The organism is Candidatus Eisenbacteria bacterium (assembly GCA_035577985.1).
GTDB lineage: Bacteria > Desulfobacterota > Binatia > DP-6 > DP-6 > DATJZY01.
The window spans coordinates 1-23,694 of record DATJZY010000166.1 but is presented as its reverse complement, the minus strand read 5'-3'; the positions used below and the strand labels follow the sequence as shown (position 1 = coordinate 23,694).

Here is a 23,694-nt window from a genome sequence, read left to right as displayed (position 1 = left end):
CCGTACCGGCCGTGGGGTGAACGTCGTGCGACTCGCGGTCACTTCAGCTCGACCGTGCCACCCGCCTCCTCGAGCTTCTTCTTCATGCCCTCGGCTTCCGCCTTGGCCACGCCTTCCTTGACGGTCTTGGGCGCACCGTCGACGAGGTCCTTGGCTTCCTTGAGACCGAGGCCCGTCAGCTCCCGGACCACCTTGATGACCTGGATCTTCTTCTCGCCGCCCGCCGTGAGGACCACGGTGAACTCGTCCTTCTCGGCCGCGGGAGCCGCTGCACCGCCGGCCGGAGCCGCGCCGACTGCCGCGACCGCCACGGGCGCCGCCGCCGACACGCCGAGCTCCTGCTCGAGCTCCTTCACGAGCGCCGCCGCGTCCATGAGGGACATGTTCTTCAGAAAATCCTTCACCTGCTCACGCGTCACTTCCATCGCTAATCCTTTCCGCTGTGTTCCGATTCGCGAAGCGGCTACGCCGCGCCGCCGTCCGCCCGCTTCGCGAGCGCATCCACCAGCCGCGCGAGCTGCGCAGCAGGTTCGTTCAGAGTTCTGAGCACCTGGCTCGCCGGGGCCTGCAGGAGGCCGAGGAGCTGCGCCAGCAGCACCTCGCGCGGCGGCAGGTCGGCGAGCGCCTTCACGCCGCGAGCCGGCAGCACTTCGCCGTCGAGCACCGCGCCCTTGATCTCGAGCTTCGGCATCTCGTCGGCGAGCTTCATCGCCACTTTGGCGAGCGCGACCGGATCTTTGAAGCCGATCAGCACGGCCGTGGGCCCCTTCAGCATGCCTTCGAGCGATGCGTAGCGCGTGTTCGAGATGGCGCGCTTGGCGAGGCGGTTCTTCGCGACGCGGCACCGTCCGTCGGCCTCGCGGAGCGCTCGGCGCAGGCGCGTCATCTGGCCCGCCGTGAGCCCGCGGTACTCCGCCAGCACGGCGACGGTCGCGCGGGAGAAGTCCCCCTGCAGCGACTCGACGTTTTCGACCTTTTCAGCGCGATTCATGGTGTCGTCGTTTCCTCTAGGCTGCCGCCGCCGATTGCGTCGTTGCGGGATCGATGCGGACCGAGGGGCCCATGGTGGTCGAGACGGCGATGCTGAGGAGGTAGTGGCCCTTGGAGGCCGCCGGCTTCGCGCGCGTGAGGCTCGCGATGAGCGCGTGGGCGTTCTCGCGCAGCTTGTCGGCGCCGAAGCTCCGCTTGCCGATCGGCACGTGCACGATGCCCGCCTTCTCGACGCGGAACTCGACCTTGCCCGCCTTGACGTCGCGGACGGCCTTGCCGACGTCGAACGTGACCGTGCCGACCTTCGGGTTCGGCATGAGGCCGCGCGGACCGAGCACCTTACCGAGCCGGCCGACCTGCCCCATCATGTCGGGCGTCGCGATGGCCGTGTCGAAGTCGAGCCACTGCTCGTCCTGGATCTTCTTCACCATGTCGTCCGCGCCGACGAAGTCCGCGCCCGCGTCCTGCGCCTCCTTCACTTTGTCGCCCTTGGCGAACACGAGGACGCGGACGCTCTTGCCGGTCCCGTGCGGGAGCACCACGGTGCCGCGCACGTTCTGATCGGCCTGACGCGGATCGACGCCGAGCCGGATCGCCATCTCGACGCTCTCGTCGAACTTCGGCGCGCCGCCCGCGTCGAGCAGGACCCCGATCGCCTCGTCGATCGGGTAGCGCTTCTCCCGATCGATCTTCGCCGCCGCGTTCCGGTATCGCTTGCCCGCCTTCGCCATGATGTCCCCTAGACGACCTCGAGCCCGAGGCTTCGTGCCGTGCCCTCGACCGTGCGAATCGCCGCCTCGAGGCTGGCCGCGGTGAGATCGGGCATCTTCAGCTTCGCGATCTCCTCGACCTGCTTGCGCGTCACCTGGCCGACTTTGGTCTTGTTCGGTTCGCTGGAGCCCTTCTCGATGCCGGCGGCCTTCTTCAGCAGCACGGACGCTGGCGGCGTCTTCGTCACGAACGTGAACGACCGGTCCGCGTACACCGTGATGATGACCGGGATGATGAGCCCGCCCTGCGACTGCGTCTGGGCGTTGAACGCCTTGCAGAACTCCATGATGTTGACGCCGCGCTGTCCGAGCGCGGGGCCCACCGGCGGGCTCGGGTTCGCCGCCCCGGCCGGAATCTGCAGCTTCACTTCCGCTACGACCTTCTTCGCCATGTCCGGCTACGCTTTCTCCACTTGCACGAAGTCGAGCTCGACGGGCGTTGCGCGCCCGAAGATGCTGATGAGCACCCGCAGCTTGCCCTTGTCGGGCTTCACTTCCTCGACGACGCCGTTGAAGTCCTGAAACGGGCCGTCGACCACCTTCACGTTCTCGCCCTGCTCGAAGAGCACCTTCGGCTTGGGCTTGACCGCGCCCTCTTCCATCTGGTGCGTGATCTCCCGCACCTCGGCTTCGGAGATGGGCGGAATGGAGCTCGGGTCGGTGGCGCCACCGAGGAAGCCCGTGACCTTGGGCGTCGACTTCACGATGTGCCACGTCTCGTTGTTGAGCTTCATGTTCACGAGGATGTAGCCGGGAAAGAACTTCCGCGACGACGTCTTCTTCTTGCCCTTCACGAGCTCGACGACCTTCTCGGACGGAACGAGGATCTCGCCGAAGAGATCGGGGCTGGAGCACGAGCGCACGCGCTCTTCGAGCGAGGTCTTCACCTTGTGCTCGTAGCCCGAGTAGGTGTGCACCACGTACCACTGTCTGTCGGCGGCGGTCGCCATCAGCCCAACACCCGCGTGAAGACGAAGGAGAGCACGGAATCGATCAGCCCGAGATACAACCCGACGAAGACGACGCCGATGATGACGGCAATCGTCGCCGCCCGAGTCTCCTCCCAGGTCGGCCAATGAACCCGCTTGAGCTCTCCCCAGCATTCCTCGAGGAAGGCCTGGGAGCGTACGAGGGGCTGCTTCCAATCGCGTCCGTTCATAGAAGCTCGCAGAGACGGGTCAGGCAGGGCTCGAACCTGCAACCCCCGGATTTGGAGTCCGGTGCTCTACCAATTAGAGCTACTGACCCCCACACGCCGGGGCGCACCCCTCAGACCTTGCCCTCCTTGTGGACCGTGTGGGCGCGGCACGCCGGGCAGAACTTGCGGAACGACAATTTCTCCGTGGTCTTCTTCTTGTTCTTCGTGCTGGTGTAGTTCCTTCGTTTGCATCCGTCACAGACCAGACTGATCAAATCGCGCATCGAAACCTCACTGGGCCCTTCCGCCCTCGCGGCGAGGCCGCCATCCCCGAGCCCATGACCGGATTCGAACCGGTGACCTCTTCCTTACCAAGGAAGTGCTCTGCCACCTGAGCTACATGGGCATATCCGTCGATCATCCTGCCGACGCTCGCTGCCACGAGCGGGAGACGGGAATCGAACCCGCGACCCCGAGCTTGGAAGGCTCGTGCTCTGCCAACTGAGCTACTCCCGCGTCGCATGTTCTTCGTTCGACTCGCTCGCTCACAGTGGAGAGGGGAGGATTCGAACCTCCGAAGGCGTACGCCGGCAGATTTACAGTCTGCTCCCTTTGGCCGCTCGGGCACCTCTCCTCGTCTCGTTCCCTCGGCGAACATGGAGCCGATGGTCGGAGTCGAACCGACGACCTGCTGATTACAAGTCAGCCGCTCTACCACCTGAGCTACATCGGCGCGCCACCCGCGCTCGGGTACGTTGTTGTCCAAGTTGTTCGAGAAACCTCCCCGGCCGGTCCGGACGGGATGTCCGAACGGCAAGTGGCGAGAAGACACCTTTACCCACCGTGACGAAGCGCCGATTGATAACACCGGGGCTATGGGCTGTCAATGAAACGGAAGGCCGGGCGCTGCCTTAGCCGCGCCGGCGACGCCGCACGACGATCTCGTAGAGGGCGATCGCCGTGGCCACCGAGACGTTCAGCGACTCGACCCCGGCAGCCATCGGGAGGGACGCCTCGAAGTCGCAGCCCCGGCGCACGAGTGGTCGCAGTCCCTCCCCCTCCCCGCCGGCCACGATCGCCGGACGCTCGAGGTCGGGCAGGTCGAAGACCGATCGCTCGGCTCCCGCGACCAGACCGACGAGCCAAAATCCGGCGTCCTTTAGCGTACCTAAGGCCCGCGCGAGGTTCGGGACCCGGGCAATTGGGAGATCGAAGAGACAGCCCGCCGAGGTCGCCGCCACCACCCCGGTCACGCCGACGCTGCGGTCCTGCGGGACGACGATGCCCCCCACGCCGGCGGCGCGCGCGGTCCGGATGATCGCCCCGAAGTTCCGCGGGTCCTGGACCGAGTCGAGCGCCAGCACCGAGCCGCGCTCCGGCGCGATCACGTCCTCGATGGCGCTGTACCGATACGGATCGCCGAGGACCACGGCGCCCTGATGATGCGGCGTTCCGGCCAGCCGCTCGAGCCCGGCGTGGTCGAGCTCTTCGACGGCCAGGCGCCGCGCACGCGCGAGCTCGACGATGCGCGGCGCGGGTCGTCCGCGCAGCACCGCGACGCGGCGGACGCCCGCCGTGCTGCGCAACGCGCCTTCGACGGCGTTCGTTCCGTAGACGACGAGCGGGCCATCGGTTGTTCGTCCGCGTGCCATCGGTTAGAAGACGGCGCGCCGCGGCGCCTCCCCCATGGGGAAGATCGTCCATCGGTATCTGTTCCGGGAGATCCTGGTTCCCTTCGGCCTCGGTCTGTCGATCTTCACGTTCGTCCTCTTGCTCGCCCGGCTGCTGCGGCTGATCGAGCTGGTGGTGAACCGCGGCGTCCCGTTCACCAACGTCGCGCGCATCTTCCTGTGCCTCCTGCCGGCCTTCCTCGAGGTGACGGTCCCGATGGCGATGCTGCTCGCCATCCTGGTCGCATTCGGACGCCTGTCGGCCGACGCCGAGATCACGGCCCTTCGCAGCTCCGGCGTCAGCCTCTACCAGCTCGTGCCGCCGGTCGCCACGTTCGTGGTCATCGTCACGATCATCACCGCTGCGCTCGCGTGGTACGCGCGCCCGTGGGGCAACCGGGCGCTGCGGACCGCCATGTGGGACGTCGCCCGCACGCGCGCGACGGCGGGTCTGAAGCCGCAGATCTTCAACGACGACTTCCCCGGTCTCATCATCTACGCCGAGCAGATCGACGCCACCGACCACCTGGACCACGTGCTGATCGCCGACGAGCGCGACCCGGAGCAGCAGAACACGATCTTCGCGCGCGAAGGGCTCATGATCCCCGATCCCGAGCGCGAGACGCTGACGCTGCGCCTCCTCGAGGGGACCATCCACACGAGCGACACCGCCGAGCAGGTGAGCTACCAGACCGACTTCAAGTCCTACGACGTGAACCTCGACCTGCGCGCGACGCTCGCCGATTCCCAGCAACGCAACGACGATCCCAAGGAGCTGACGCTGCCGCAGCTCACCGCGGCGATCGAGGCGAAGACCGCCGCCGGCAAATCGGCGCTCCCCGAGCTGGTCGAGTACCACCGAAAGTTCTCGATCCCCTTCGCCTGCGTCGTGTTCGGCCTCGTCGCAATGCCGCTCGGCATCCAGCCGGCCCGCGCGGTCCGGTCGCGCGGCTTCGCCGTCAGCCTGGTCGTGATCTTCACGTACTACATCCTGCTCTCGACCGGGCAGGGCTTCGCCGAGCAGGGCAGCGTACCCGCCGTGGTCGGCCTCTGGCTGCCGAACGTCGCGCTCGGCATCCTGGGGCTCGTGCTCTTCCGCCGCGCCGCCCGCGAGCGGCCCCTCGTCGAAGGCCGGTGGCTCGAGCGTCTCACCGAGGGCCTGCGCCGCGCGGTGGCGCGCACCGGCTATGCGGGGGCGACGGGATGACCGCGCGCCGGCGTCTGTTCCTCCCCACGCTCGCGCGCCATCTGACGGGTGAGTTCCTGCGCGCCTTCGCGCTCACCATGGTCGCCTTCGTCGCGATCTACATCCTGGCGGAGTTTTTCGACCGCTTCGACGATTTCCTGCGCCACGACGCGAGCGCCTCCACGATCGTGCGGGCGTTCCTCTACAAGATCCCCTCCATCCTGCTCCAGACCACGCCGGTCGCGGTGCTCGCCGGCGCGCTCGCGGGGCTCGGGCTCCTCGCCCGCAACAACGAGTTCGTGGCGCTGCGGAGCTGCGGCGTCAGCTTGTGGCAGATCGCCGTTCCGCTGGCGATCGTGGCGATCGGCATCGGCGTCGCGACCTTCCTGTGGGGCGAGACCGTCGTGCCGGCGAGCGCGCGCCAGTGGAACCAGATCTGGAACCAGGAGGTGCGAAAGCGCACCGGCCCGGCCGGTGTGTTCGCCGGGCGCGAGGTCTGGTTCCACGGCCGGGCCGGCTTCTACAACGTGAATCGCATCGCCCCCGGGCGCCGCAAGCTGTACGGCCTCACGATCTACCAGATGCGGCGCGATGAGTTCCGGCCCTCGCGCGTCATCGAGTCGAAGGAGGCGGAGTGGAAGGACGGTGCGTGGGTGCTCAGCCCCGATGCGCGCACCATGCGACTCGGCTCCGACGGCGTGCGGGAGGAAGCTGGCGTGCCGCAGGGCTTCGTTCTCCCGGAATCGCTCGACGACTTCCGCGTCGTCGCCGTCGAGCCGGAGGAGTTCAGCTACAGCATGCTGCGGCGCCAGATCCGGAGCCTGCGCGCCAAGGGCGTCGATGCGTCGGAGAGCTGGGTCGACCTGCACTTGAAGATCGCGACGCCGGCGGCGAGCCTCATCATGATGCTGCTCGCGATCCCGCTGGTGGCGCGCGGCACGCGCGCGACGAGCCTGCCGGCCGCGTTCGGGCTCGGCTTCGCCGTCGGCGTCACGTACTTCTTCGTCGTCGGGTTCGCCCGGGCGCTCGGCCAGGCGAACGCGTTTCCGCCGCTGCTCGCGGCGTGGACCGCGAACGGCATCTTCATGCTCCTGGCCGGCTACTACTTCGCCGCGGCCGACTAGGAGCTACGGGACCAGTGCCGCGGCGTCGAGGCCGGCGGTTTCGGGGAGGCCGAGGACGATGTTCATGCATTGCACGGCATTGCCGGCGGCGCCTTTGCCGAGGTTGTCGAGCGCCGTCATGACGACCGCGTAGCCGGTCGACGCGTCGTACCGCCACGAGATGGCGCACCGGTTCGTGCCGCGCACCTCGCGGAGGGTCGGCGGCTCGGCGCCGCGCAGGACGACGAACGGCTCGCGCGCGTAGGCGTCCTGGAACAGGCGCGCGAGCGGGGGCTCGGACGCGACGCGGACGTACATCGTGCACTCCATGCCGCGCGAGATCGGGAGCAAGTGCGGGATGAAGAGCGCGCCGTGCGGCGCACCCGCAGCGCGCAGCTCCTGATCGATCTCGACGCCGTGCCGGTGTCCGTCGACGCCGTAGGGCCGGAAGTTCTCGTTCACCTCGGCGAAGAGCTGCTCGACTTTCGCCGCGCGTCCGGCGCCGGTCGTGCCCGATTTCGCGTCGATGACGACGGGGTCGCACACGAGCCCCGCGCGCACGAGCGGCACGAGCCCCAGGAGCGCGCAGGTGGGATAGCAGCCCGGGACCGCGACGAGCTTCGTCGACCGCAGAGGCTCCCGATAGATCTCGGGAATGCCGTACACGGCCTCGCGGATGAGCTCGGGCGCGACGTGATGGTCGCCGTACCATTTCGCGTAGTCTGCGACGTTCCGCAGCCGGAAGTCGGCCGACTGGTCGATGACGATCTTGCCGACGCGCCGTAGCGCGGCCACGATCGGCGCCGACGCGCCGTGCGGCAGCGCCGTGAAAACGACGTCGGCCTTGGCGGCTGCGGCCGCGGGATCGGGCGCCTCCAGCACGAGGTCGGCGTAGCCGAGCAGCGCCGGATACACGTCGGAGGCCCGCTTGCCGCGGTACTGCTCCGAGGAGACGAACGCGAGCGTGATCCCGGGATGGCGGGACAGCACGCGCAGCAGCTCCGCGCCGACGTATCCCGTGGCGCCCAGTACCGCGACCGGAACAGGCTTCGTTCCCGCCATGGTGGCCACGTGTACGTGACACGTGGGGCAGGCGCAACGCTCAGCGCTTCGAGTACTGCGGCCGCTTGCGCGCCTTGTGGCGCCCGTATTTCTTGCGCTCGACCTCGCGCGAGTCGCGCGTGATGAAGCCGGCCTTCTTGAGCGCCGGCCGGAGCTCCGGGTTCGCGAGCAGCAGCGCGCGCGTGATGCCGTGGCGCACGGCCACCGCCTGCGCCGCGTTGCCGCCGCCGTGGACGTTCACGTCGACGTGGTACTGCCCGACCGTGGACGTCACCTCGAAGGGCTGGTTGATCACCATCCGCGACGTCTCGCGCGGGAAGTAGCTCTCGATCGTGCGCGTGTTGACGACGATCGCGCTGCCGCTCCCGGGCGCGAGACGCACGCGCGCGACCGACGACTTCCGCTTGCCCGTACCCACGAACACGTTCGACTCTGCACTCATTCGGATGGCCTCGCTACGCTTCGGAGAGCGGCAACGGCTTCTGCGCCTGATGCGGGTGGTCGGGGCCGGCATACACCTTGAGCTTGGTCGCGAGCTTCCGGCCGAGGCGGTTCTTCGGCAGCATGCCGACGACCGCCTCGTGGATGAGCCGCGTCGGCTGCTTCGCCAGCACCTCGCCCGCCGTGGCGCGACGCACGCCACCGGGATACTCGCTGTGCCGGACGTAGACCTTCTCGTCGAGCTTCTTGCCCGTGAGGCGGACCTTCTTCGCGTTCACGACGACCACGAAGTCGCCCGCGTCGACGTGGGGCGAGTAGCCGGGGTTGTGCTTGCCGCGGAGCACGCTCGCCACGCGCGTGGCGAGTCTGCCGAGGACCTGCCCGTCCGCGTCGGCGATGAACCAGCGGCGCGCGGCGTAGGCTGCTTCGGTCGTGAGGGTTCGCGTCGTTCGTGTCGTCGACATGTGCTCGCTGCTCGCAGGGGGTGATGACGGGGCCGACGAGACTCGAACTCGCGACCTCCGGCGTGACAGGCCGGCGTTCTAACCAACTGAACTACGACCCCGTACCCCGGTTTGGAGCGAGCGTAAGTAGCCCACCCGCGTCGATCTTTCAACGGTGGTCAGGAGCAGATGGAAAGGAAGCACACGTCGTCCTCGTCCGGGCAGTCGTGCTCGGAGGCGCAGAGACACCCCGTCTGAAGGAGGCTCCGCCGGCAGGCGAGCGGGCACGAGAGGGCGTCGCACCCCCGGCAGACGCACGTCCCCACGGGGTCTCCGGCGACGATCACGCACTCCCCTCCCGCCGGGCAGTCGGTCCGGGTCGCGCACGAGCCCGCGCGGCATTCGCCGCCGGCGCAGGCATACCCGGGCGGGCACCCGTCGTCGTCGCTGCACGACCCCGGCGGCTGGACGACGGCGAAGCAGGAGGCCGGACGCAGCGTCGTCGAGGTGGTGGTCGCGAGCGTCGTCGTCGTGGTGACGACGCAGCCGGCTCCGACGCAGGCGTCGCAGCAGCTCGGCACCGAGCTCACACACGCCGAGCCGCCCGCCGGTGCCGTGCAGGCCGCCGCCGAGCGCCTGGTCCGGCACGAAGTGCGCCCCCCGCTCGTCCGGCAGCAGGCCACCCACCCCGGCCGCCCGCACGTCGACTTCGATGCGCATTTCTTCACGACGCCGCGGCACGAGGCAGGCAACGTCCCGGCGAGCACGCGCGCTCGAACGGTGGCGGCGGCGCATCGGAGCCACGCCGAGCGCGTCGGCGCGCCGATGCAGTCGCATTGGGCGTCGACATCGGCCCGCGTCGCCGCGACCGCCGCGGGATCGTCGCAGGATGCGGCCGCGGTCCGACCGGACGACGCGATAGCCACAACGAGTACGATCGCCAGGCGTAGACCGTCTCCGCGCATGCGCCGCCTGCCGCGCCGCATATCGGCGGCCGTCCCCGCGGGTCAACCCGAGCACGCACCATCGAGCGACGATGGGCGATGGGGTCGAACGGCGAGCGCCGCGCGCGACTACCGGCAGGTGGGGTTCACATCAGTTCGACCGCTCAGTACTCCGTGCCGGTGGGATAGCCCGAGGAATGCCCCGAATGCCACTCGAAGGTGGTACTCCCAGTCGTCAGAAGGGCGCCGCCGCTGATCGAGCTGAAGTCGGTATTGGCGGCGTTGGTCCCCCCGCCGCTCACCGACGCGACGAGACCGTTCGCCGTGTTGTTGTACCCACCGGTCACCGAGCCGCCGCGGCCGGTCGCCATGTTGGCAATGCCGCCGCTCACCGAGGCGGTTTCGCCGCTCGCGACGTTCGAGAACCCGCCGCTGACGGCTGCCCCGGCATTGGGCAAGGGAGTCACACAGGGCGCGGGACCCGCTCCGGCCTGATTGCATTCCCCGCCGCTGACCGAGGCATAGTCCCCGCTCGCCGTGTTGTTCCAGCCGCCACACACCGAAGCCGATCCGCCGGTTGCCTGGTTCCCGTAGCCGCCGCTCACCGCGGTGTACGCGCCGCTCGCCATGTTGCTCCAGCCGCCACACACCGAAGCCGATCCGCCGGTTGCCTGGTTCCCGTAGCCGCCGCTCACCGAGGCGTAATCCGAGCTCGCCCTGTTTAGATAACCGCCGCTCACCGAGGCGTAATTCCGGCTCGCCGTGTTTTCATAACCGCCGCTCACCGAGGCGTAATCCCAGCTCGCCGTGTTTATGGTACCGCCGCTCACCGAGGCGGAAACCCCGCTCGCCGTGTTGAAGCCGCCGCCGCCCACCCAGGCCACGTTACCGCTGGCGATGTTTTCGGCTCCTCCGCTGATGGACATTGCACTGGCACCGCTGTCGACCGAAAACCGTGGGCAGGATGGGAACCCCGGCCCCGCCACGTTGCACACGCCGCCGCTCACCGAGGCCATGGGTGCGCTCGCCGTGTTGAGACGACCGCCGGTGACCGACGCGTTCGTACCGCTGACCGTGTTGCGATCTCCCGCGACCAGGCCACCGAAGCTCGAGTACGAATGATTGGAACCGATGATCAGGTTGTGGGAGCCGTCCCTGCGAGGACAGGTGTTCGGCGTGCAGTCATCGTCCGAAAGGCATGTAGCGGTGGCCTCGAGGGCACAATGCCCGAGGCCGCCCACGATGTTGGCGCAGGCAGCCGGAGCGCAATCGCCGTCCGTGGCGCACGAGTTCCCCGCCACGGCACACCGCTGCTCGTTGTAACCGATGATGAGATTTCCCGCTCCATTGGGCGATGCGTCGGTGACCCCGGACCCGGAATCGATCTGGATGTTGACGCCGCTGAACTCGATGGTGGGCACGCTGTGGTGGAAGGAAATGGCCGCAGCCAGCATCCGGAGCGCGTCGGCCTGCTCCTGGCTCGCAAAACGAACTCCCGGCGTGCAGCCCTTCATGTGGGCTGCACATTCGGGGCCGCTGTCCTTCAAGTAGACGGTGCAGAGGTCGGGAGGCGTGATCGCCTGCACCGAACCGGCCGCCCCGAGCTCACACCGGCTGGCCGACGCTCCCGCGATGCAGGTGGTGGCGTTGAAGAAGCTGGTCGCCTCCGCACCGCTTCGATCTCCCCACAAGAGCGTGCCGGAGACGCCCGAGGCGTAGACGTCGATCACTCCGGTCTTGGAATTCACCTTCGCGGAGCATTTGACGATCGCGTGACCCACGGCCGGCGTGACGACGAAGAGCCCGACGGCAAGCAGCGAAAAGTAGCCGCGTCGAATTCGGATCAGCATGGTCTCCTCCAGACGCGCGTTGGCGAGTTCGGAAACGTGTCGGACCCAATCCCGAGACGGACGAGACTCTACCGCTGTCAGCCCGATCGGCGCAATTCCTCTGAACGAAGAAATCCGGGGCAAAAAAGGGCGTCGCCGATACCCGTCGCTCGCGTTTGGCCGTCGGTGCTAGCTGATGGGCGTGCGCCCGTCGATTGGCTCGGTCGGGGACGCGTATGACAACGCGATGTGCGAGACGCGACCATCGAGTGCGAGCTGCTCGATCGCCAGCGCTTCCAGACGCAGGCCGAGGCCGTCTCGCCGTTTTCGAGTACATCGAGGGCTGGTACAACCCGCATCGACGTCACTCCGCCCTCAACTACCGCTCAACCGTCAACTACGAGCGGAGCCAGCCGCTTCTGAACTGATCGCGCAAGCCATCAACCGTCCACCGAACCGGGGGCAGTCCACCTCGGGGCGGATGGTGGAGCGATACGCGCACCTCGCGCCGGCCTCGCCGAATCGCGCCGCGGAAGCGATCGGCCAGCCGTACGTGCACCCGGATACTCATCCCGAAGGAAAGCGTTGTCGAGGCGGCGCTGCCGAACGCAGCGCTGCACCGACCACGCTCTCGAGAAAATGGTTGACACGGCCTCACCATGGCGTCTACCTTGCCTGTCGAAGATAGCTGGGCGAAAACGCGCGACGCGATCGTGCGAACGAGGTTCGCGATTATGCCACGATTCTCCACACCCGCGGCGGCAGCCGCCACCGGACTCTTGCTCTTCGTATCACTCGCCTTGGCCCAGTTTCCGCCCATCACCGATCCCACCGCCGACGAGGCGAAGTGCGAGGCGAATACGGCGAAGGCGTTGGGGAAGCTCGTGAGCTCCCAGGCGGCGTGCACTCAGAAGTGCGTCGCAACCCACCGACGGACGTCCGGGCCATACGTCGGTTGCTTTGGCCCTGGGTTCTCTGACCCGGTCACGAACGCCTGCATCAACGCCCCGGTGAAGGGAGCCGAGGCGAAGGCCGGTTCAGGGATCGTGAAGGGGTGCGCGAAGGACTGCCCGGAGTGCTATGCGGCGATCGACCCGAGCCTCTGCTCCTCGGGACAGCCGTTCGTCGGTGATGTCGCGTCGCAAACCGACCCGTTCGGCACACTGATCTATTGCACCGAAGCCGCGGGCGGGACACCCACCCAAGCCGAGGGCAAGTGCGAGGACATCGTCATGAAGACGCTCGGCAAGTTCTGGAACGCGGAGACCAAGTGCTACCAGAAGTGCGTCTCGAACGAGCTCAAGGGCCGGATAGCGCCTGGGAGCTGCTCGCCACCGGTTCCGAGCGACGCCGCTACGCAGGCGTGCCTCTTCGATCCGGGCCATGCGGAGGCGAAGGCGGCGCTCGTGATCGACAAGGTGTGCGAGCCGTCGATCAACCCGAGCAACCAGAAGCCTGCCTGCTACAGCGCCTTCCCCTCCGGTAGCTACTGGGTATCTCTCATCGAGGCCTTCGTCGACTTCCGCGTCCCGATCACCTGGTGCAGCGAGCCCACCGGAACTACCACCACCACGACCACCACGATCCCGAACCCGGTCTGCTGTTCGTACCCCGGGTTCATCTTCATGGGCGTTCCGATCCCGGCCAAGTGCGGGATGGTGCCCACCGCTTCAGACTGCCTCGCCAGCCAGGCCTCGGGCGTCTGCCGGAGCGACGGTACCTGCGGCACGGCGACGGGTCCCGGGGATTGCTGCGTCCCTCCCGAGGCGGCCACAGCCGATGCCTGCGAGGTCTATACGTCGTCGACGTCGACCTTCTGCAACATCGGCGGCGGCACCTTCGAGCCCAATACCGTCTGCACCCCTACGGGGTGCCAGTAACCCGCGCCCGCACGCGCGAACAACCAATGGGCGGTGCAGGGATCGAACCTGCGACCCCCGGCTTGTAAGGCCGATGCTCTGCCGCTGAGCTAACCGCCCGACCAAAACGTTCGAGCGCCGCACGTACACTCTCCCCCACGGCCAGAGCAAGGAGCGAAGGACCCTCGCGAGCGATGCGCGCAGCGCGAGCGGCGGCAAGGTCGCGGGCGGAGCGAGCCCGCAGGCGTTGGCGCGCGCAAGAGGTCCGGCAGGATGCGCGACCGACGCGGCGCGCCTACGCCGAGGACCGCGAGCGAAGTCCGCGACCTTGCCGCCGCGCCCCGCTCCGCCCGCCGCTAGTTCAGCTTGTCCTTCAGCGACTTGCCGGCCTTGAACTTGGCCGACTTCGACGCAGGAATGTCGATCGCCTCGCCGGTCTTGGGGTTGCGGCCGGTGCGCGCCTTGCGGGCGGATACTGCGAAGGTCCCGAAGCCGGAGATGTTGACCTTGTCGCCCTTCTGGAGCGCGGACTCGATGTCGTCGAACAACGTGTTCACCGCACGTTCGGCGAGCGACTTCTGAAGGTCCAGCTTCGTCGCGAGCGACTCGATCAGGTCCGCCTTGGTCATAGCCCCGCTCCCCTTTAAGTTCCCCGCAGTGGAGTGGCGGCTTTACCAACCACCCCCAGGGCTGTCAATGCGTAACTAGATCGGTGTCGGGCTCGACCGGACGCGCGAATTCCGTCGGCGGCGCCCCGGCCTCGATGGGCGGCGCGGCCGGCCGGCGCAGGTACTCTTCGGGGTTCTCGAGCACGAGGGCCTTCCGCAGGACGTGATCCATGTGCTCGACCAGCTCGATCTCGATCGACTTCAAGATCGTCGCCGGGATCTCCTGGATGTCCTTCTCGTTCTCGACCGGGATCAGCACCTTGTGGATGCCGCCGCGGTGGGCTGCCAGAACCTTCTCCTTGAGGCCGCCGATCGGAAGGACGAAGCCCCGCAGCGTGACCTCGCCGGTCATGGCCACGTCGTGCCGGATGGGGATCCGCGTGAGGGCCGAAACGAGCGCGGTCGCCATCGTGATGCCGGCCGACGGTCCGTCCTTCGGGATCGCCCCCTCGGGGACGTGAATGTGGATGTCGATCTTCTGGTAGAAGTCCCGCTCGAGCCCGAGCTCCTCCGCGCGCGAGCGCACGTACGACAGCGCGGCCTGCGCCGACTCCTGCATCACCTCGCCGAGGCGGCCGGTGATGGTGAGCTTCCCCTTGCCGGGCAGCACCTGCACCTCGGTGGCGAGCAGCTCGCCGCCGAGATCGGTCCACGCGAGACCCGTCGCGACGCCGACCTTGTGGTCCGCGTCGGCCTTGCCGTAACGGAACCGCACGGGCCCGAGGAGCCCCACCAGGCTCTTCGACGTCACCTTCATGTGCGTCTCGCGGCCCTTCTTCACGACGTCGACGGCGACCTTGCGGCACACCGACGCGATCTCGCGCTCGAGGCTGCGGACGCCGGCTTCCTTCGTGTAGTGGCGGATGAGGGAGATGACCGACGAGTCCGAGAACGTGATGTTGGACTCCTGCAGCCCGTTCGCCTCGCGCTGCTTCGGGATCAGATACTTCTTGGCGATGTTGAGCTTCTCGAGCTCGGTGTAGCCCGCGATCCGGATGATCTCCATGCGATCCTGGAGCGGACGGGGGATGCGCTCGAGGTTGTTCGCGGTCGTGATGAACATCACCTTCGAGAGGTCGTAGTCGACGTCGAGGTAGTGGTCGTTGAAGGTCGTGTTCTGCTCGGGGTCGAGCACCTCGAGCAGCGCGGCCGACGGGTCGCCGCGGAAGTCGGTCGACATCTTGTCGACCTCGTCCAGCAGGAAGACCGGATTGCCCGAGCCGGCCTTCTTCATCGACTGGACGACCTTGCCCGGGAGCGCCCCGATGTACGTGCGGCGGTGGCCACGGATCTCGGCCTCGTCGCGCACGCCGCCGAGCGACACGCGCACGAACTTGCGGCCGGTGGCGCGAGCGATCGAGCGGCCGAGCGAAGTCTTGCCGACGCCGGGCGGCCCGACGAGGCAGAGGATCGGCCCCTTCATGTGGCCGACCAGGCCCTGCACGGCGAGGTACTCGAGGATGCGCTGCTTCACCTTCTCGAGGCCGTAGTGGTCCTCTTCCAGGACCTTCTCGGCGTCGGTGATGTCGAGCTTGTCCTCAGTGTAGTCGTGCCAGGGAAGCGAGATGAGCCAGTCGATGTAGTTCCGGACGACGGTCGCCTCGGCCGACATCGGCGACATCATCTTCAGCTTCTTCAGCTCTTTTTCGGCCTTCTCGCGAGCCTCGGCCGACATCTTCTTCTGCTTGATCTTCTCCTCGAGCTCCTGGATCTCGTTCTTGAACTCGTCCTTCTCGCCGAGCTCCTTCTGGATCGCGCGCATCTGCTCGTTGAGGTAGTACTCCTTCTGGGTCTTCTCCATCTGCTTCTTGACCCGGGAGCGGATGCGCTTCTCGACCTCGAGGATCTCGATCTCGGACCGCATGAACCCCAGCACCTTCTCGAGGCGCTCGGCGGGGTTCAGCATCTCGAGGAGCTGCTGCTTGTCCTCGAGCTTGATGCCGAGATGCGCGACGATCGTGTCGGAGAGCCGCGAGGGCTCATCGATCGACGCGACCGACATGATCATCTCGGGCGGGATCTTCTTGTTCAGCTTGACGTAGTTCTCGAACGTGGAGTTGACGCTGCGGACCAGGGCCTCGATCTCGGTGGTCTTGTCCGCGCTCTCTTCGATGGGCTCGGCCTCGACCAGGAAGAACTCGCCGCTGTCGACGTACTTCACGACGCGCGCGCGCTTCTTGCCCTCGACGAGCACCTTCACGGTGCCGTCGGGGAGGCGCAGGAGCTGGACCACGGTCCCGAGGGTGCCGACGCGGTAGATGTCGTCCTCTGCCGGTTCGTTCGTCTTGGCGTCCTTCTGCGCGGCGAGCAGGATCGACTTCTGCTTCGCCATCGCCTCTTCGAGGGCGCGGATGGACTTCTGCCGCCCGACGAAGAGCGGGACCACCATGTGCGGGAACACGATGATGTCCCGCAGCGGGAGGAGCGGCACCCGCAGCCCGGTCGGCTGAGGCGCGTTCGGATCCCGCTTGTCGTTCCGGAAGAGCATTTAACCCCCGTTCCCTCAGGCCGTCTCGGCGGCCTTCTGGTACAGAATGATCGGCTGGTCGCGGTTGGTGACCACTTCTTCGGAGATCAACACTTCCTTGATGTTCGGCTGCGACGGGATGTCGTACATCACGTCGAGCATGATGTTCTCCATGATCGCCCGCAGGCCGCGCGCGCCCGACTTGCGCTTGAGCGCCTCGCGCGCGATCGCGCCGAGCGCACCGTCCGTGAAGCGCAGGTGCACGCCCTCCATCTCGAAGAGCTTCTGATACTGGCGCGTCAGCGCGTTCTTCGGCTCGCGCAGGATGCGGACGAGGGCCTGCTCGTCCAGCTCCTGGAGCGTCGCGATGACGGGCAGGCGGCCGACGAACTCGGGGATCAGCCCGAACTTCAGCAGGTCCTCGGTCTGGACCTCTTCAAGAAGTTGACTCATGGCCCGTTCGTCCCTGCGTCGGATATCGGCACCGAACCCCATCCCCTTGACCCCGATGCGCCGGCGGATGATGTCGTCCAGGCCCACGAAGGCCCCGCCGCAGATGAAGAGGATGTTGGTCGTGTCGACCTGCAGGAACTCCTGCTGGGGGTGCTTGCGGCCCCCCTTGGGCGGCACGCTGGCGGTCGTCCCCTCGATGATCTTGAGCAGGGCCTGCTGCACGCCCTCGCCGGAGACGTCCCGGGTGATCGAGGGGTTGTCCCCCTTGCGGGCGATCTTGTCGATCTCGTCGATGTAGACGATGCCGCGCTGGCACTTCTCGACGTCGTAGTCGGCGTTCTGGAGGAGCGACAGGATGATGTTCTCGACGTCCTCGCCGACGTACCCGGCCTCGGTGAGGCTCGTCGCGTCGGCGATGGCGAACGGCACCTGCAGGAAGCGCGCGAGCGTCTGGGCGAGCAGGGTCTTGCCGGACCCGGTCGGGCCGATGAGGAGGATGTTCGACTTCTGCAGCTCGACGTCGCCCGTCACGAGCTGCGAGTCGATCCGCTTGTAGTGGTTGTGCACCGCCACCGCGAGGATCTTCTTCGCGCGCTCCTGACCGATGACGTACTGGTCGAGGACCTTCTTGATCTCGGACGGCTTCGGAACGGCCGACGTCGCCGACAGGGTCTCTTCCTGATCGACCTCCTCGGCGATGATGTCGTTGCACAGGTCGATGCACTCGTCGCAGATGTAGACCGTCGGTCCGGCGATGAGCTTGCGTACCTCGTCCTGGCTCTTGCCACAGAAAGAGCACACCAGGTTGCCGGTGCGATCGTCGCCGTGCTTGGCCATACCTGCCCCCTTAGACCTTCGCCTTCCCGGGTCGCGACGCGATTACCTCGTCGATGAGGCCGTACTCGGCGGCCTGCTTCCCGGTCATGAAGAGGTCACGGTCGGTGTCCTTCTCGACCTTCTTGAGACTCTGCCCGGTGTGCTTCACGAGGATGTTGTTCATCTGCTCGCGCAGCCGCAGGATCTCCCGGGCCTGGATGTCGATGTCCGCCGCCTGGCCCTGCACTCCGCCGAGCGGCTGGTGGATCATGATGCGCGCATGCGGAAGCGCAAAGCGCTTCCCCTTTGCTCCCGAGGCGAGCAGCCACGCCCCCATGCTGGCGGCCTGCCCGATGCAGAGCGTCGACACGTCGGGCTTCACGTACTGCATCGTGTCGTAGATCGCGAGACCGGCGGTCACCGAGCCGCCCGGAGAGTTGATGTAGAGGAAGATGTCCTTCTCAGGGTCCTCGGACTCCAGGAAGAGGAGCTGCGCGACGACCAGGTTCGAGATCTCGTCGTTGATCCCTCCGCCGAGGATCACGATGCGGTCGCGGAGGAGCCTGGAATAGATGTCGTAGGCTCGCTCACCGCGACCTGTTTGCTCGATGACAATGGGGACCAGGTTGGCGTTCATGGCCGCGGGCTCACCACTCGGGCTCGAAAAAGATTCTACCGGCATTACTCCGCACGGGCAACATCTTTGGGCACGGCGCGCGGCACAACTTTTGCGTCCGCGAGCACCAAGGCAAGCGCCCGCTCACGCCCGAGACGCGTGCGGAGCGCGCGCCGCGCCTCCGGTCGCTCGTAGAATGCTCGAATCCGTTCAGGCGCTTGACCCTGCCGCTCGGCCAGCGTGCCGATCTCGGCTTCCAAGGTGTCGTCGTCGATCTCGACGCCGCGCGCCGTCGCGATGGCGTCGAGCAACAGGTCGGCGCGCACCTCGCGCTCGGCGCGCGGTCGCACCTCGTTGCGCAGCTGTTGGAGCGCCTGCTCGCCTTCGGGGCCCTCGGGGAGCCGGACGTCGAACGCGGCGAGCATCGCGTCGCACCGGCGATCGACGAGCGACGTCGGCACGTCAAAAGGATGGCGCGCGACGAGCTGCTCGAGCAACGCATCGTGCACGGCTGCATCGGCACGGGCGGCCGCCTGCTGCTCGAGGTCGGCACGGATGCGCCCGCGGAGATCGGCGAGCGACTCGGCGCGACCGTGGTCGCGCGCGAAGTCGTCGTCGAGCGGAGGCAGCTCCTTGGCCTTCAGGTCGCCGACGGCGACCTCGAAGGCGACGGTCTTCCCGGCGAGCGACGGATTGCCGTAGTCGGCGGGGTACGGCACCTCGAGCGTCAGCTGGGCGCCCTTGTGCTGCCCGACGAGCTGCCGCTCGAGCGCGAGCGGGAAGGTGCCGCTCCCGGCCTCGACCAGGACGCCCTCGCGACGCTGCGGCTCGCCGCCGTCGAGGCGCGTGGTGACGTCGATCGAAACGACGTCCCCCGATTCGACGATCGCGCGGTCGTCGATCGGGCGGAGCTGGGCCACCGATTCGCGCAGCGACGCGAGCGCGCGGTCCACGTCCTCGTCGTCCACCTGGAGGTCGGGCCGCCCGACTTCGATGCCGCTCGTCTCCCCGATCGTGATCGTGGGTCGCACGTCGATGGTCGCCGAGTACTTGAGGTTGGCCCCCGGCGTGATGGCATCGGCGTCGATCTCGGGCGCGCCGACGACGTCGAGGCGGTGCTCCTCTATCGCGTGGTGGAACGAGTGCTCGACCAGGCGCGCCAGCACGTCGCGACGGATCTGCTCGCCGAACATGCGCTCGACGACCGCGCGCGGCACCCGCCCCGGCCGGAAGCCGCGGATGCGCGCCTCGCGGCCGACGCTCTGATACGCGCGCTCGAGCTCGCCCGCGACCTCGCTGGCCGCGACCTCCACTTCCACCCGCTTGCGGACGGGCGATAGGCTCTCGACGACGACGCGCTCGAGCTGCATGCGTCCTCAGGCCGGTCCCGCGCCGGGACCGCGCCGCGCGCGGTGGGCATGCGAGAGGGGGGACTCGAACCCCCACGGGGGTTGCCCGCGAGATCCTAAGTCTCGTGCGTCTGCCAATTCCGCCACTCTCGCGTCGCGCATCTCGAGAACCGCGTCACCCATAACAACCACCCCTGCCCAAAACAAGCCAATCCAGCGTCAATAGCGTGGCAGCGACGGCTCGACCTCGCAGGCCCACGCGTCGATGCCGCCCGCGAGCGAGACGACGTCGGCAATCCCCTTCGACGCGAGGTACATCGCGGCGTCGAGACTGCGCATGCCGTGGTGGCAGTAGGCGACGACGAGCGCACCGGACGGCGGCGCGATCTCGCGATGGCGAGCGGGAAGCTCGCCCAAAGGTACGAGCACACTCCCAGGCAACGCCACGAGCGCGTGCTCCCACGGCTCACGGACGTCGACCAGATACGTCGGCTGTCCGGCCGCGAGCCGCGCCGCCAGCTCGCGCGGCTCGATCTCAATTCCCATCGCCCGGCACCTTCAGCTCGACGACGTTGCCCTCGGGGTCGCGCAGGTAGACCGAGAGACCGTAGCCCGATGCCCCGTAGCGGATCATGGGATCGCCCACCGTCTCGACCCCGAGGTCGTGCAGGTAGCGGACGACGTCGTCCATCTCGGTCGGCGCGATCGCGAGGCAGAAGTGGTCGACGTTCGCGCCCTCGAGCCCGGCCGGCGTGCCGGGCACGAGGTCGATGAGGCTCCGTCCCGCACGGAGCTGAATGAGTCCGATCGCCTCGAGTCGGCGCTCCTCGGTGAGGCCGAGCACGCGGGTGTAGAAGTCGAGCATCCGCTCCTGGTCACGGCAGCGGAGCACCACGTGATCGAGGTCGGCGACCCTGATCGGATTGCTCATGTCCTCGACGCTCCATCCGGACGCGGCGGGGCCACGTACGGCACGGGCACGTACTCGACGCTCGGACGGCGTGCCGTCGACTGCGGAAAGAGCTGCATGAAGCGGTAGACTTCGTCTGGTACGCCGGTCGTGACGGGCAGCCCGAGCTGGCGCGCCTCGTCGACGGTGAGCGGGTAGTCGTGCGTCCAGCGCCCGTCGGTGAGCGCGGACGCGAGCGGCGCCGCCCGGCTCGCCTCCCACTGGTTGCTCACGAGAATGCGCTCCACGAGCCCGCGCACCTGGTGCTGGGCCTTCTCCGCGACGTCGGCGAGGATGAGCGTCTGGTCGTCGATGTCCTTGCCCGTCTGCTCCTTGCGGGCGACGGCGCGCAGGATCGACACGGCCGGGAACTGGCCCACCTGCGGATCGAGCGGACCCAGGACCGCGTGCGGTGCCATCACGATCTCGTCGGCGGCGCATGCGAGCAGGGTGCCGCCGGACATCGCGTAGTGCGGAACGAACACCGTCACCTTCGCGCGGTGCGCGACGAGCGCGTTCGCGATCTGCTCGGCCGCGAGCACGAGCCCGCCCGGCGTGTGGAGGATCATGTCGATCGGCACGTCGGCGTCGGTGAGTTGCACGGCACGCAGCACGGCTTCGGAGTCCTCGATGTTGATGAAGCGCGCGATCGGAAAGCCGAGCAGGCTCATCGTCTCCTGGCGATGGACGAGCGCGATCACCCGGCTCTTGCGTTTGCCCTCCAGCTCGCGCAGGCACCGCGCGCGGCTCATGTCCAGGATCCGCTGGCGCACCATGGGCTGGAGCGCCGACAGGAGGAAGAAGGCCCAGAGCAGGTCGAAGCCGCTCACGACCCCGTGCTAGCGCGCGCACACGCTCCTGTCACCTGCCGAGCACGAGCCCGGGAAGAAGATCGCCTGCGCCAGCATGAACGTGCCGATGAAGAGGACGATCATGGATCGGCGAAGGAGCGCGACGCCGAGGAAGGCCGTCATCGCCATCGGCAACGCCTCGGTCACCCACGGCACGACAACGCACCAGGCACCGCGGCGACCCGATGCGCCGGCGTGGGCAGATCCACTGGCGCCAGCCACAGCGTCGCGAACACGATCGGCGCCAGCGCGGGTCGACTCCAGGATTGACGCCCCCCCGATTCGACCGATAGGTCGACCGCAGAAGGAGGACCTCGATGCGCACGTTCGTGTGTTGCTCACTGGCCGCCCTGGCGTTGGCGGCGACGACCCCTGCCCGAGCTCACGTGGTGGAAGGCACCATCACGCTCACCACCGCCGAGTCGGTTCCCGCCCCCACGGGCACGACCGCGGCAACTGGCGGCACGGCCACCATCGAGGTCAACAACGATCTCGCGATCGAGTACGAGGTCACGGTCCACGATCTGACCGGCCCCGCCCTGGCAGCCCATATCCACGAGGGCGCGCCAGGCGTGGCGGGCGGGATCGTGTTCACCTTCACCAAGGTGGACGACACGACCTTCCGGGGCGAAACGGAGCCGCTCACTCCCGGGCAGCTGACGACCCTCCTGTCGGGTGGCTACTACGTGAACGTCCACACCGGCACCAACGGTCTTGGCGAGGTCCGCGGGCAGATCACGGGGCTCGAGACGATCCACGGAACCTGCAGCTGCCGCGATTCCGACCGAAAGACGTTCCTCAAGTGCGTGCGCGGCGAGATCAAGAAGCTCTCGAAGACCGAGAAGAAGTCCGATGACGTGAAGGCGCTCAAGCGCGCCATCGCCGCATCGTCCTGCGGCAAGACCAAGGCGCCGAAGAAGAAGCCGCTCGCCTGCTGCCTGCCGATCAACGAGGCCGCGAACGCCGTCTCCGGCAAGCTCTGCGCCCCGGTCAAGGCCGAAGCACAGTGCACGAAGCTCGGCGGCACCCTCGCCGCGGACAACGCCTCCTGCTTCCCGACCAACCCCTGCACCCCACCGGCTTCGCCGTCGGGTGCCTTCATCGACTAGCGAACCGACCGACCGAGTGCCGCGGCCAAAGCCGCGGCACTCGGATGCCTCAAACGAGCGACGCGATCGTGCCGTGCGCGCCGCAACGCGAGGTCGGGGACGAGGCGGAGGCGCCTGCGAAGCGGCGCGACGAAATGCAAGGGCCGTGACGAGCCGTGTGTGTTGTCGCGCCGCGGAGCCGAAGCCGAAGCCTCGTCCCCGACCTCGCGGCCACGCCCCCCCGCCCCTCAGTGCACGATCTCCGTCGTATCGAAGAACACCTCGTCCACCGCCTCGCACTCCTGACAGCGCATCCGCACGATGCGATACCGGCGGTCCCCCACCTCCCGCGTCCCCTCACCCATTCGCTCGAGGTAGCCCCCGCACGCGCACCAGCGGCGGGCGAGCTGATCGTCGATCTCGGTGAAGCCGCGCACGTAGATGGCCCGCTCCGGCGAGCTGCCTTGCCGCTCGGCCGCCTCGCGGCGAAGCCTGGCGCGATACCCGCGGCGCCGCATGGTCGCGACGACGGCAGCCACCAGCGCCAACGTGAGCACGAGCGAGATGATCATGCGCCGCGGCGCGCAGTATCAGCCGAGCCGCTCGCGGAGTCGAGGCATACGCGCCCGCGACGACGCTCGACTACACGTCGGGGGCGAGGCCCCTTGCAGGCCTTCGCCCCCTAGCTTGCGTCAGTAGTCGAGGTACGCGCCGCTCGGCGACGACGGGAGCGTCGTGGTCGTCGGTGCCGCGGTCGTGGTCGTCGGCGCCGCCGTGGTCGTCGTCGGAGCCGCCGTCGTCGTAGTCGGCGCGGCGGTCGTCGTGGTCGGCGCCGCGGTCGTGGTCGTCGGGGCCGCCGTCGTCGTGGTCGGCGCGGCAGTAGTCGTCGTGGGTGCCGCCGTCGTGGTCGTGGGCGCCGCCGTGGTTGTCGTCGGCGCCGCGGTCGTCGTCGTAGGCGCCACGGTCGTGGTCGTCGGTGCGGCGGTCGTCGTCGTGGGCGCG

Annotated in this window: 28 protein-coding genes, 8 tRNA genes and 1 pseudogene; 5 read left to right on the top strand and 32 right to left on the bottom strand. The window is 67.9% G+C overall.

Going from position 1 to position 23,694, the window contains the following annotated elements; all coding sequences use genetic code 11:
- Window positions 1-38: 38 nt before the first annotated feature.
- From rplL to rlmB, 13 genes are all read right to left on the bottom strand, one after another.
- Window positions 39-425, bottom strand: coding sequence for a 50S ribosomal protein L7/L12 (gene rplL / locus VMS22_23565; protein ID HXJ37017.1), 387 nt, complete (start codon window positions 423-425; stop codon window positions 39-41).
- A gap of 38 nt (window positions 426-463) precedes the next feature.
- On the bottom strand, window positions 464-991 hold the full coding sequence (gene rplJ / locus VMS22_23560; GenBank protein HXJ37016.1) for a 50S ribosomal protein L10: 528 nt from the start codon (window positions 989-991) through the stop codon (window positions 464-466).
- A 16-nt stretch (window positions 992-1,007) separates the two neighbouring features.
- Window positions 1,008-1,721 (bottom strand): 50S ribosomal protein L1, encoded by a 714-nt coding sequence (rplA, locus tag VMS22_23555; GenBank protein HXJ37015.1) that lies wholly within the window; start codon window positions 1,719-1,721, stop codon window positions 1,008-1,010.
- Between the two features lie 8 nt (window positions 1,722-1,729).
- Window positions 1,730-2,152, bottom strand: a complete 423-nt coding sequence (rplK, locus tag VMS22_23550) for a 50S ribosomal protein L11 (protein HXJ37014.1) — start codon at window positions 2,150-2,152, stop codon at window positions 1,730-1,732.
- A gap of 6 nt (window positions 2,153-2,158) precedes the next feature.
- Entirely contained in the window at window positions 2,159-2,710 is a 552-nt protein-coding gene (gene nusG, locus VMS22_23545; protein HXJ37013.1) for a transcription termination/antitermination protein NusG, read from the bottom strand.
- Entirely contained in the window at window positions 2,710-2,919 is a 210-nt protein-coding gene (secE, locus tag VMS22_23540; GenBank protein ID HXJ37012.1) for a preprotein translocase subunit SecE, read from the bottom strand. Before secE ends, nusG begins: the two co-directional genes overlap by 1 nt.
- Window positions 2,920-2,934: 15 nt before the next feature.
- Window positions 2,935-3,008, bottom strand: a tRNA-Trp gene (locus VMS22_23535).
- A 21-nt stretch (window positions 3,009-3,029) separates the two neighbouring features.
- Window positions 3,030-3,182 (bottom strand): 50S ribosomal protein L33, encoded by a 153-nt coding sequence (gene rpmG / locus VMS22_23530; GenBank protein ID HXJ37011.1) that lies wholly within the window; start codon window positions 3,180-3,182, stop codon window positions 3,030-3,032.
- A gap of 49 nt (window positions 3,183-3,231) precedes the next feature.
- Window positions 3,232-3,304 (bottom strand) — tRNA-Thr (locus VMS22_23525).
- Window positions 3,305-3,341: 37 nt separating this feature from the next.
- Window positions 3,342-3,414, bottom strand: a tRNA-Gly gene (locus VMS22_23520).
- Between the two features lie 35 nt (window positions 3,415-3,449).
- Window positions 3,450-3,532 (bottom strand) — tRNA-Tyr (locus tag VMS22_23515).
- 23 nt (window positions 3,533-3,555) lie between these two features.
- Window positions 3,556-3,631 (bottom strand) — tRNA-Thr (locus VMS22_23510).
- Window positions 3,632-3,809: 178 nt separating this feature from the next.
- Window positions 3,810-4,550 (bottom strand): 23S rRNA (guanosine(2251)-2'-O)-methyltransferase RlmB, encoded by a 741-nt coding sequence (gene rlmB / locus VMS22_23505; GenBank protein HXJ37010.1) that lies wholly within the window; start codon window positions 4,548-4,550, stop codon window positions 3,810-3,812.
- 34 nt (window positions 4,551-4,584) lie between these two features.
- On the opposite strand from rlmB, the gene lptF reads away from it, so the two are divergent.
- On the top strand, window positions 4,585-5,775 hold the full coding sequence (gene lptF, locus VMS22_23500; GenBank protein ID HXJ37009.1) for an LPS export ABC transporter permease LptF: 1,191 nt from the start codon (window positions 4,585-4,587) through the stop codon (window positions 5,773-5,775).
- On the top strand, window positions 5,772-6,878 hold the full coding sequence (lptG, locus tag VMS22_23495) for an LPS export ABC transporter permease LptG (GenBank protein HXJ37008.1): 1,107 nt from the start codon (window positions 5,772-5,774) through the stop codon (window positions 6,876-6,878). Before lptF ends, lptG begins: the two co-directional genes overlap by 4 nt.
- Before the next feature lie 3 nt (window positions 6,879-6,881).
- Here the strand turns inward: lptG and argC are convergent, their stop codons facing one another.
- The 6 genes from argC to VMS22_23465 all read right to left on the bottom strand — a co-directional run bounded on the left by argC (window position 6,882) and on the right by VMS22_23465 (window position 11,597).
- Window positions 6,882-7,919: an N-acetyl-gamma-glutamyl-phosphate reductase gene (gene argC, locus VMS22_23490; protein ID HXJ37007.1), complete on the bottom strand. Its 1,038-nt coding sequence runs from the start codon at window positions 7,917-7,919 to the stop codon at window positions 6,882-6,884.
- A gap of 40 nt (window positions 7,920-7,959) precedes the next feature.
- Window positions 7,960-8,361: a 30S ribosomal protein S9 gene (rpsI, locus tag VMS22_23485; protein ID HXJ37006.1), complete on the bottom strand. Its 402-nt coding sequence runs from the start codon at window positions 8,359-8,361 to the stop codon at window positions 7,960-7,962.
- A gap of 13 nt (window positions 8,362-8,374) precedes the next feature.
- The gene (gene rplM / locus VMS22_23480; protein ID HXJ37005.1) at window positions 8,375-8,824 is read right to left on the bottom strand and encodes a 50S ribosomal protein L13; all 450 of its coding nucleotides are present in this window, start codon (window positions 8,822-8,824) and stop codon (window positions 8,375-8,377) included.
- Window positions 8,825-8,851: 27 nt separating this feature from the next.
- Window positions 8,852-8,925 (bottom strand) — tRNA-Asp (locus VMS22_23475).
- Window positions 8,926-8,982: 57 nt separating this feature from the next.
- On the bottom strand, window positions 8,983-9,393 hold the full coding sequence (locus VMS22_23470) for a hypothetical protein (protein ID HXJ37004.1): 411 nt from the start codon (window positions 9,391-9,393) through the stop codon (window positions 8,983-8,985).
- A gap of 518 nt (window positions 9,394-9,911) precedes the next feature.
- Window positions 9,912-11,597: a hypothetical protein gene (locus VMS22_23465; protein ID HXJ37003.1), complete on the bottom strand. Its 1,686-nt coding sequence runs from the start codon at window positions 11,595-11,597 to the stop codon at window positions 9,912-9,914.
- A 136-nt stretch (window positions 11,598-11,733) separates the two neighbouring features.
- Here VMS22_23465 and VMS22_23460 point away from each other — a divergent pair.
- A pseudogene (locus VMS22_23460) lies at window positions 11,734-12,004 on the top strand (IS3 family transposase).
- A gap of 582 nt (window positions 12,005-12,586) precedes the next feature.
- Entirely contained in the window at window positions 12,587-13,456 is an 870-nt protein-coding gene (locus tag VMS22_23455; protein HXJ37002.1) for a hypothetical protein, read from the top strand.
- Window positions 13,457-13,483: 27 nt separating this feature from the next.
- Here the strand turns inward: VMS22_23455 and VMS22_23450 are convergent.
- From VMS22_23450 to VMS22_23400, 11 genes are all read right to left on the bottom strand, one after another.
- Window positions 13,484-13,555 (bottom strand) — tRNA-Val (locus VMS22_23450).
- 236 nt (window positions 13,556-13,791) lie between these two features.
- Window positions 13,792-14,064 carry an HU family DNA-binding protein gene (locus VMS22_23445; GenBank protein ID HXJ37001.1) on the bottom strand — a complete coding sequence of 91 codons (273 nt, stop codon included), beginning with the start codon at window positions 14,062-14,064 and terminating at the stop codon, window positions 13,792-13,794.
- A 64-nt stretch (window positions 14,065-14,128) separates the two neighbouring features.
- Window positions 14,129-16,591: an endopeptidase La gene (lon, locus tag VMS22_23440; protein HXJ37000.1), complete on the bottom strand. Its 2,463-nt coding sequence runs from the start codon at window positions 16,589-16,591 to the stop codon at window positions 14,129-14,131.
- A gap of 15 nt (window positions 16,592-16,606) precedes the next feature.
- A complete protein-coding gene (clpX, locus tag VMS22_23435; protein HXJ36999.1) occupies window positions 16,607-17,860 on the bottom strand; it encodes an ATP-dependent Clp protease ATP-binding subunit ClpX in 1,254 nt (417 codons plus the stop codon).
- A gap of 10 nt (window positions 17,861-17,870) precedes the next feature.
- Entirely contained in the window at window positions 17,871-18,476 is a 606-nt protein-coding gene (gene clpP / locus VMS22_23430) for an ATP-dependent Clp endopeptidase proteolytic subunit ClpP (GenBank protein ID HXJ36998.1), read from the bottom strand.
- A gap of 44 nt (window positions 18,477-18,520) precedes the next feature.
- Window positions 18,521-19,825 carry a trigger factor gene (gene tig, locus VMS22_23425; protein HXJ36997.1) on the bottom strand — a complete coding sequence of 435 codons (1,305 nt, stop codon included), beginning with the start codon at window positions 19,823-19,825 and terminating at the stop codon, window positions 18,521-18,523.
- A 49-nt stretch (window positions 19,826-19,874) separates the two neighbouring features.
- Window positions 19,875-19,957 (bottom strand) — tRNA-Leu (locus VMS22_23420).
- 66 nt (window positions 19,958-20,023) lie between these two features.
- A complete protein-coding gene (locus tag VMS22_23415; GenBank protein HXJ36996.1) occupies window positions 20,024-20,350 on the bottom strand; it encodes a rhodanese-like domain-containing protein in 327 nt (108 codons plus the stop codon).
- Window positions 20,340-20,735, bottom strand: a complete 396-nt coding sequence (locus VMS22_23410) for a VOC family protein (protein HXJ36995.1) — start codon at window positions 20,733-20,735, stop codon at window positions 20,340-20,342. The genes VMS22_23415 and VMS22_23410 overlap by 11 nt, the downstream gene beginning before the upstream one ends.
- A complete protein-coding gene (locus tag VMS22_23405; protein ID HXJ36994.1) occupies window positions 20,732-21,583 on the bottom strand; it encodes an ATP-dependent Clp protease proteolytic subunit in 852 nt (283 codons plus the stop codon). The genes VMS22_23410 and VMS22_23405 overlap by 4 nt, the downstream gene beginning before the upstream one ends.
- A 9-nt stretch (window positions 21,584-21,592) precedes the next feature.
- Complete coding sequence (locus VMS22_23400) at window positions 21,593-21,733, bottom strand: hypothetical protein (protein HXJ36993.1); 141 nt, start codon at window positions 21,731-21,733, stop codon at window positions 21,593-21,595.
- Window positions 21,734-21,921: 188 nt separating this feature from the next.
- Here VMS22_23400 and VMS22_23395 point away from each other — a divergent pair, with 188 nt between their 5' ends.
- On the top strand, window positions 21,922-22,713 hold the full coding sequence (locus tag VMS22_23395; protein HXJ36992.1) for a CHRD domain-containing protein: 792 nt from the start codon (window positions 21,922-21,924) through the stop codon (window positions 22,711-22,713).
- A 227-nt stretch (window positions 22,714-22,940) separates the two neighbouring features.
- On the opposite strand, the gene VMS22_23390 is transcribed toward VMS22_23395, so the two are convergent.
- Both VMS22_23390 and VMS22_23385 read right to left on the bottom strand, forming a co-directional pair.
- Entirely contained in the window at window positions 22,941-23,264 is a 324-nt protein-coding gene (locus VMS22_23390; protein HXJ36991.1) for a hypothetical protein, read from the bottom strand.
- 70 nt (window positions 23,265-23,334) lie between these two features.
- Window positions 23,335-23,694: hypothetical protein (locus VMS22_23385; protein ID HXJ36990.1), on the bottom strand; the 360-nt coding region annotated here is incomplete at its 5' end.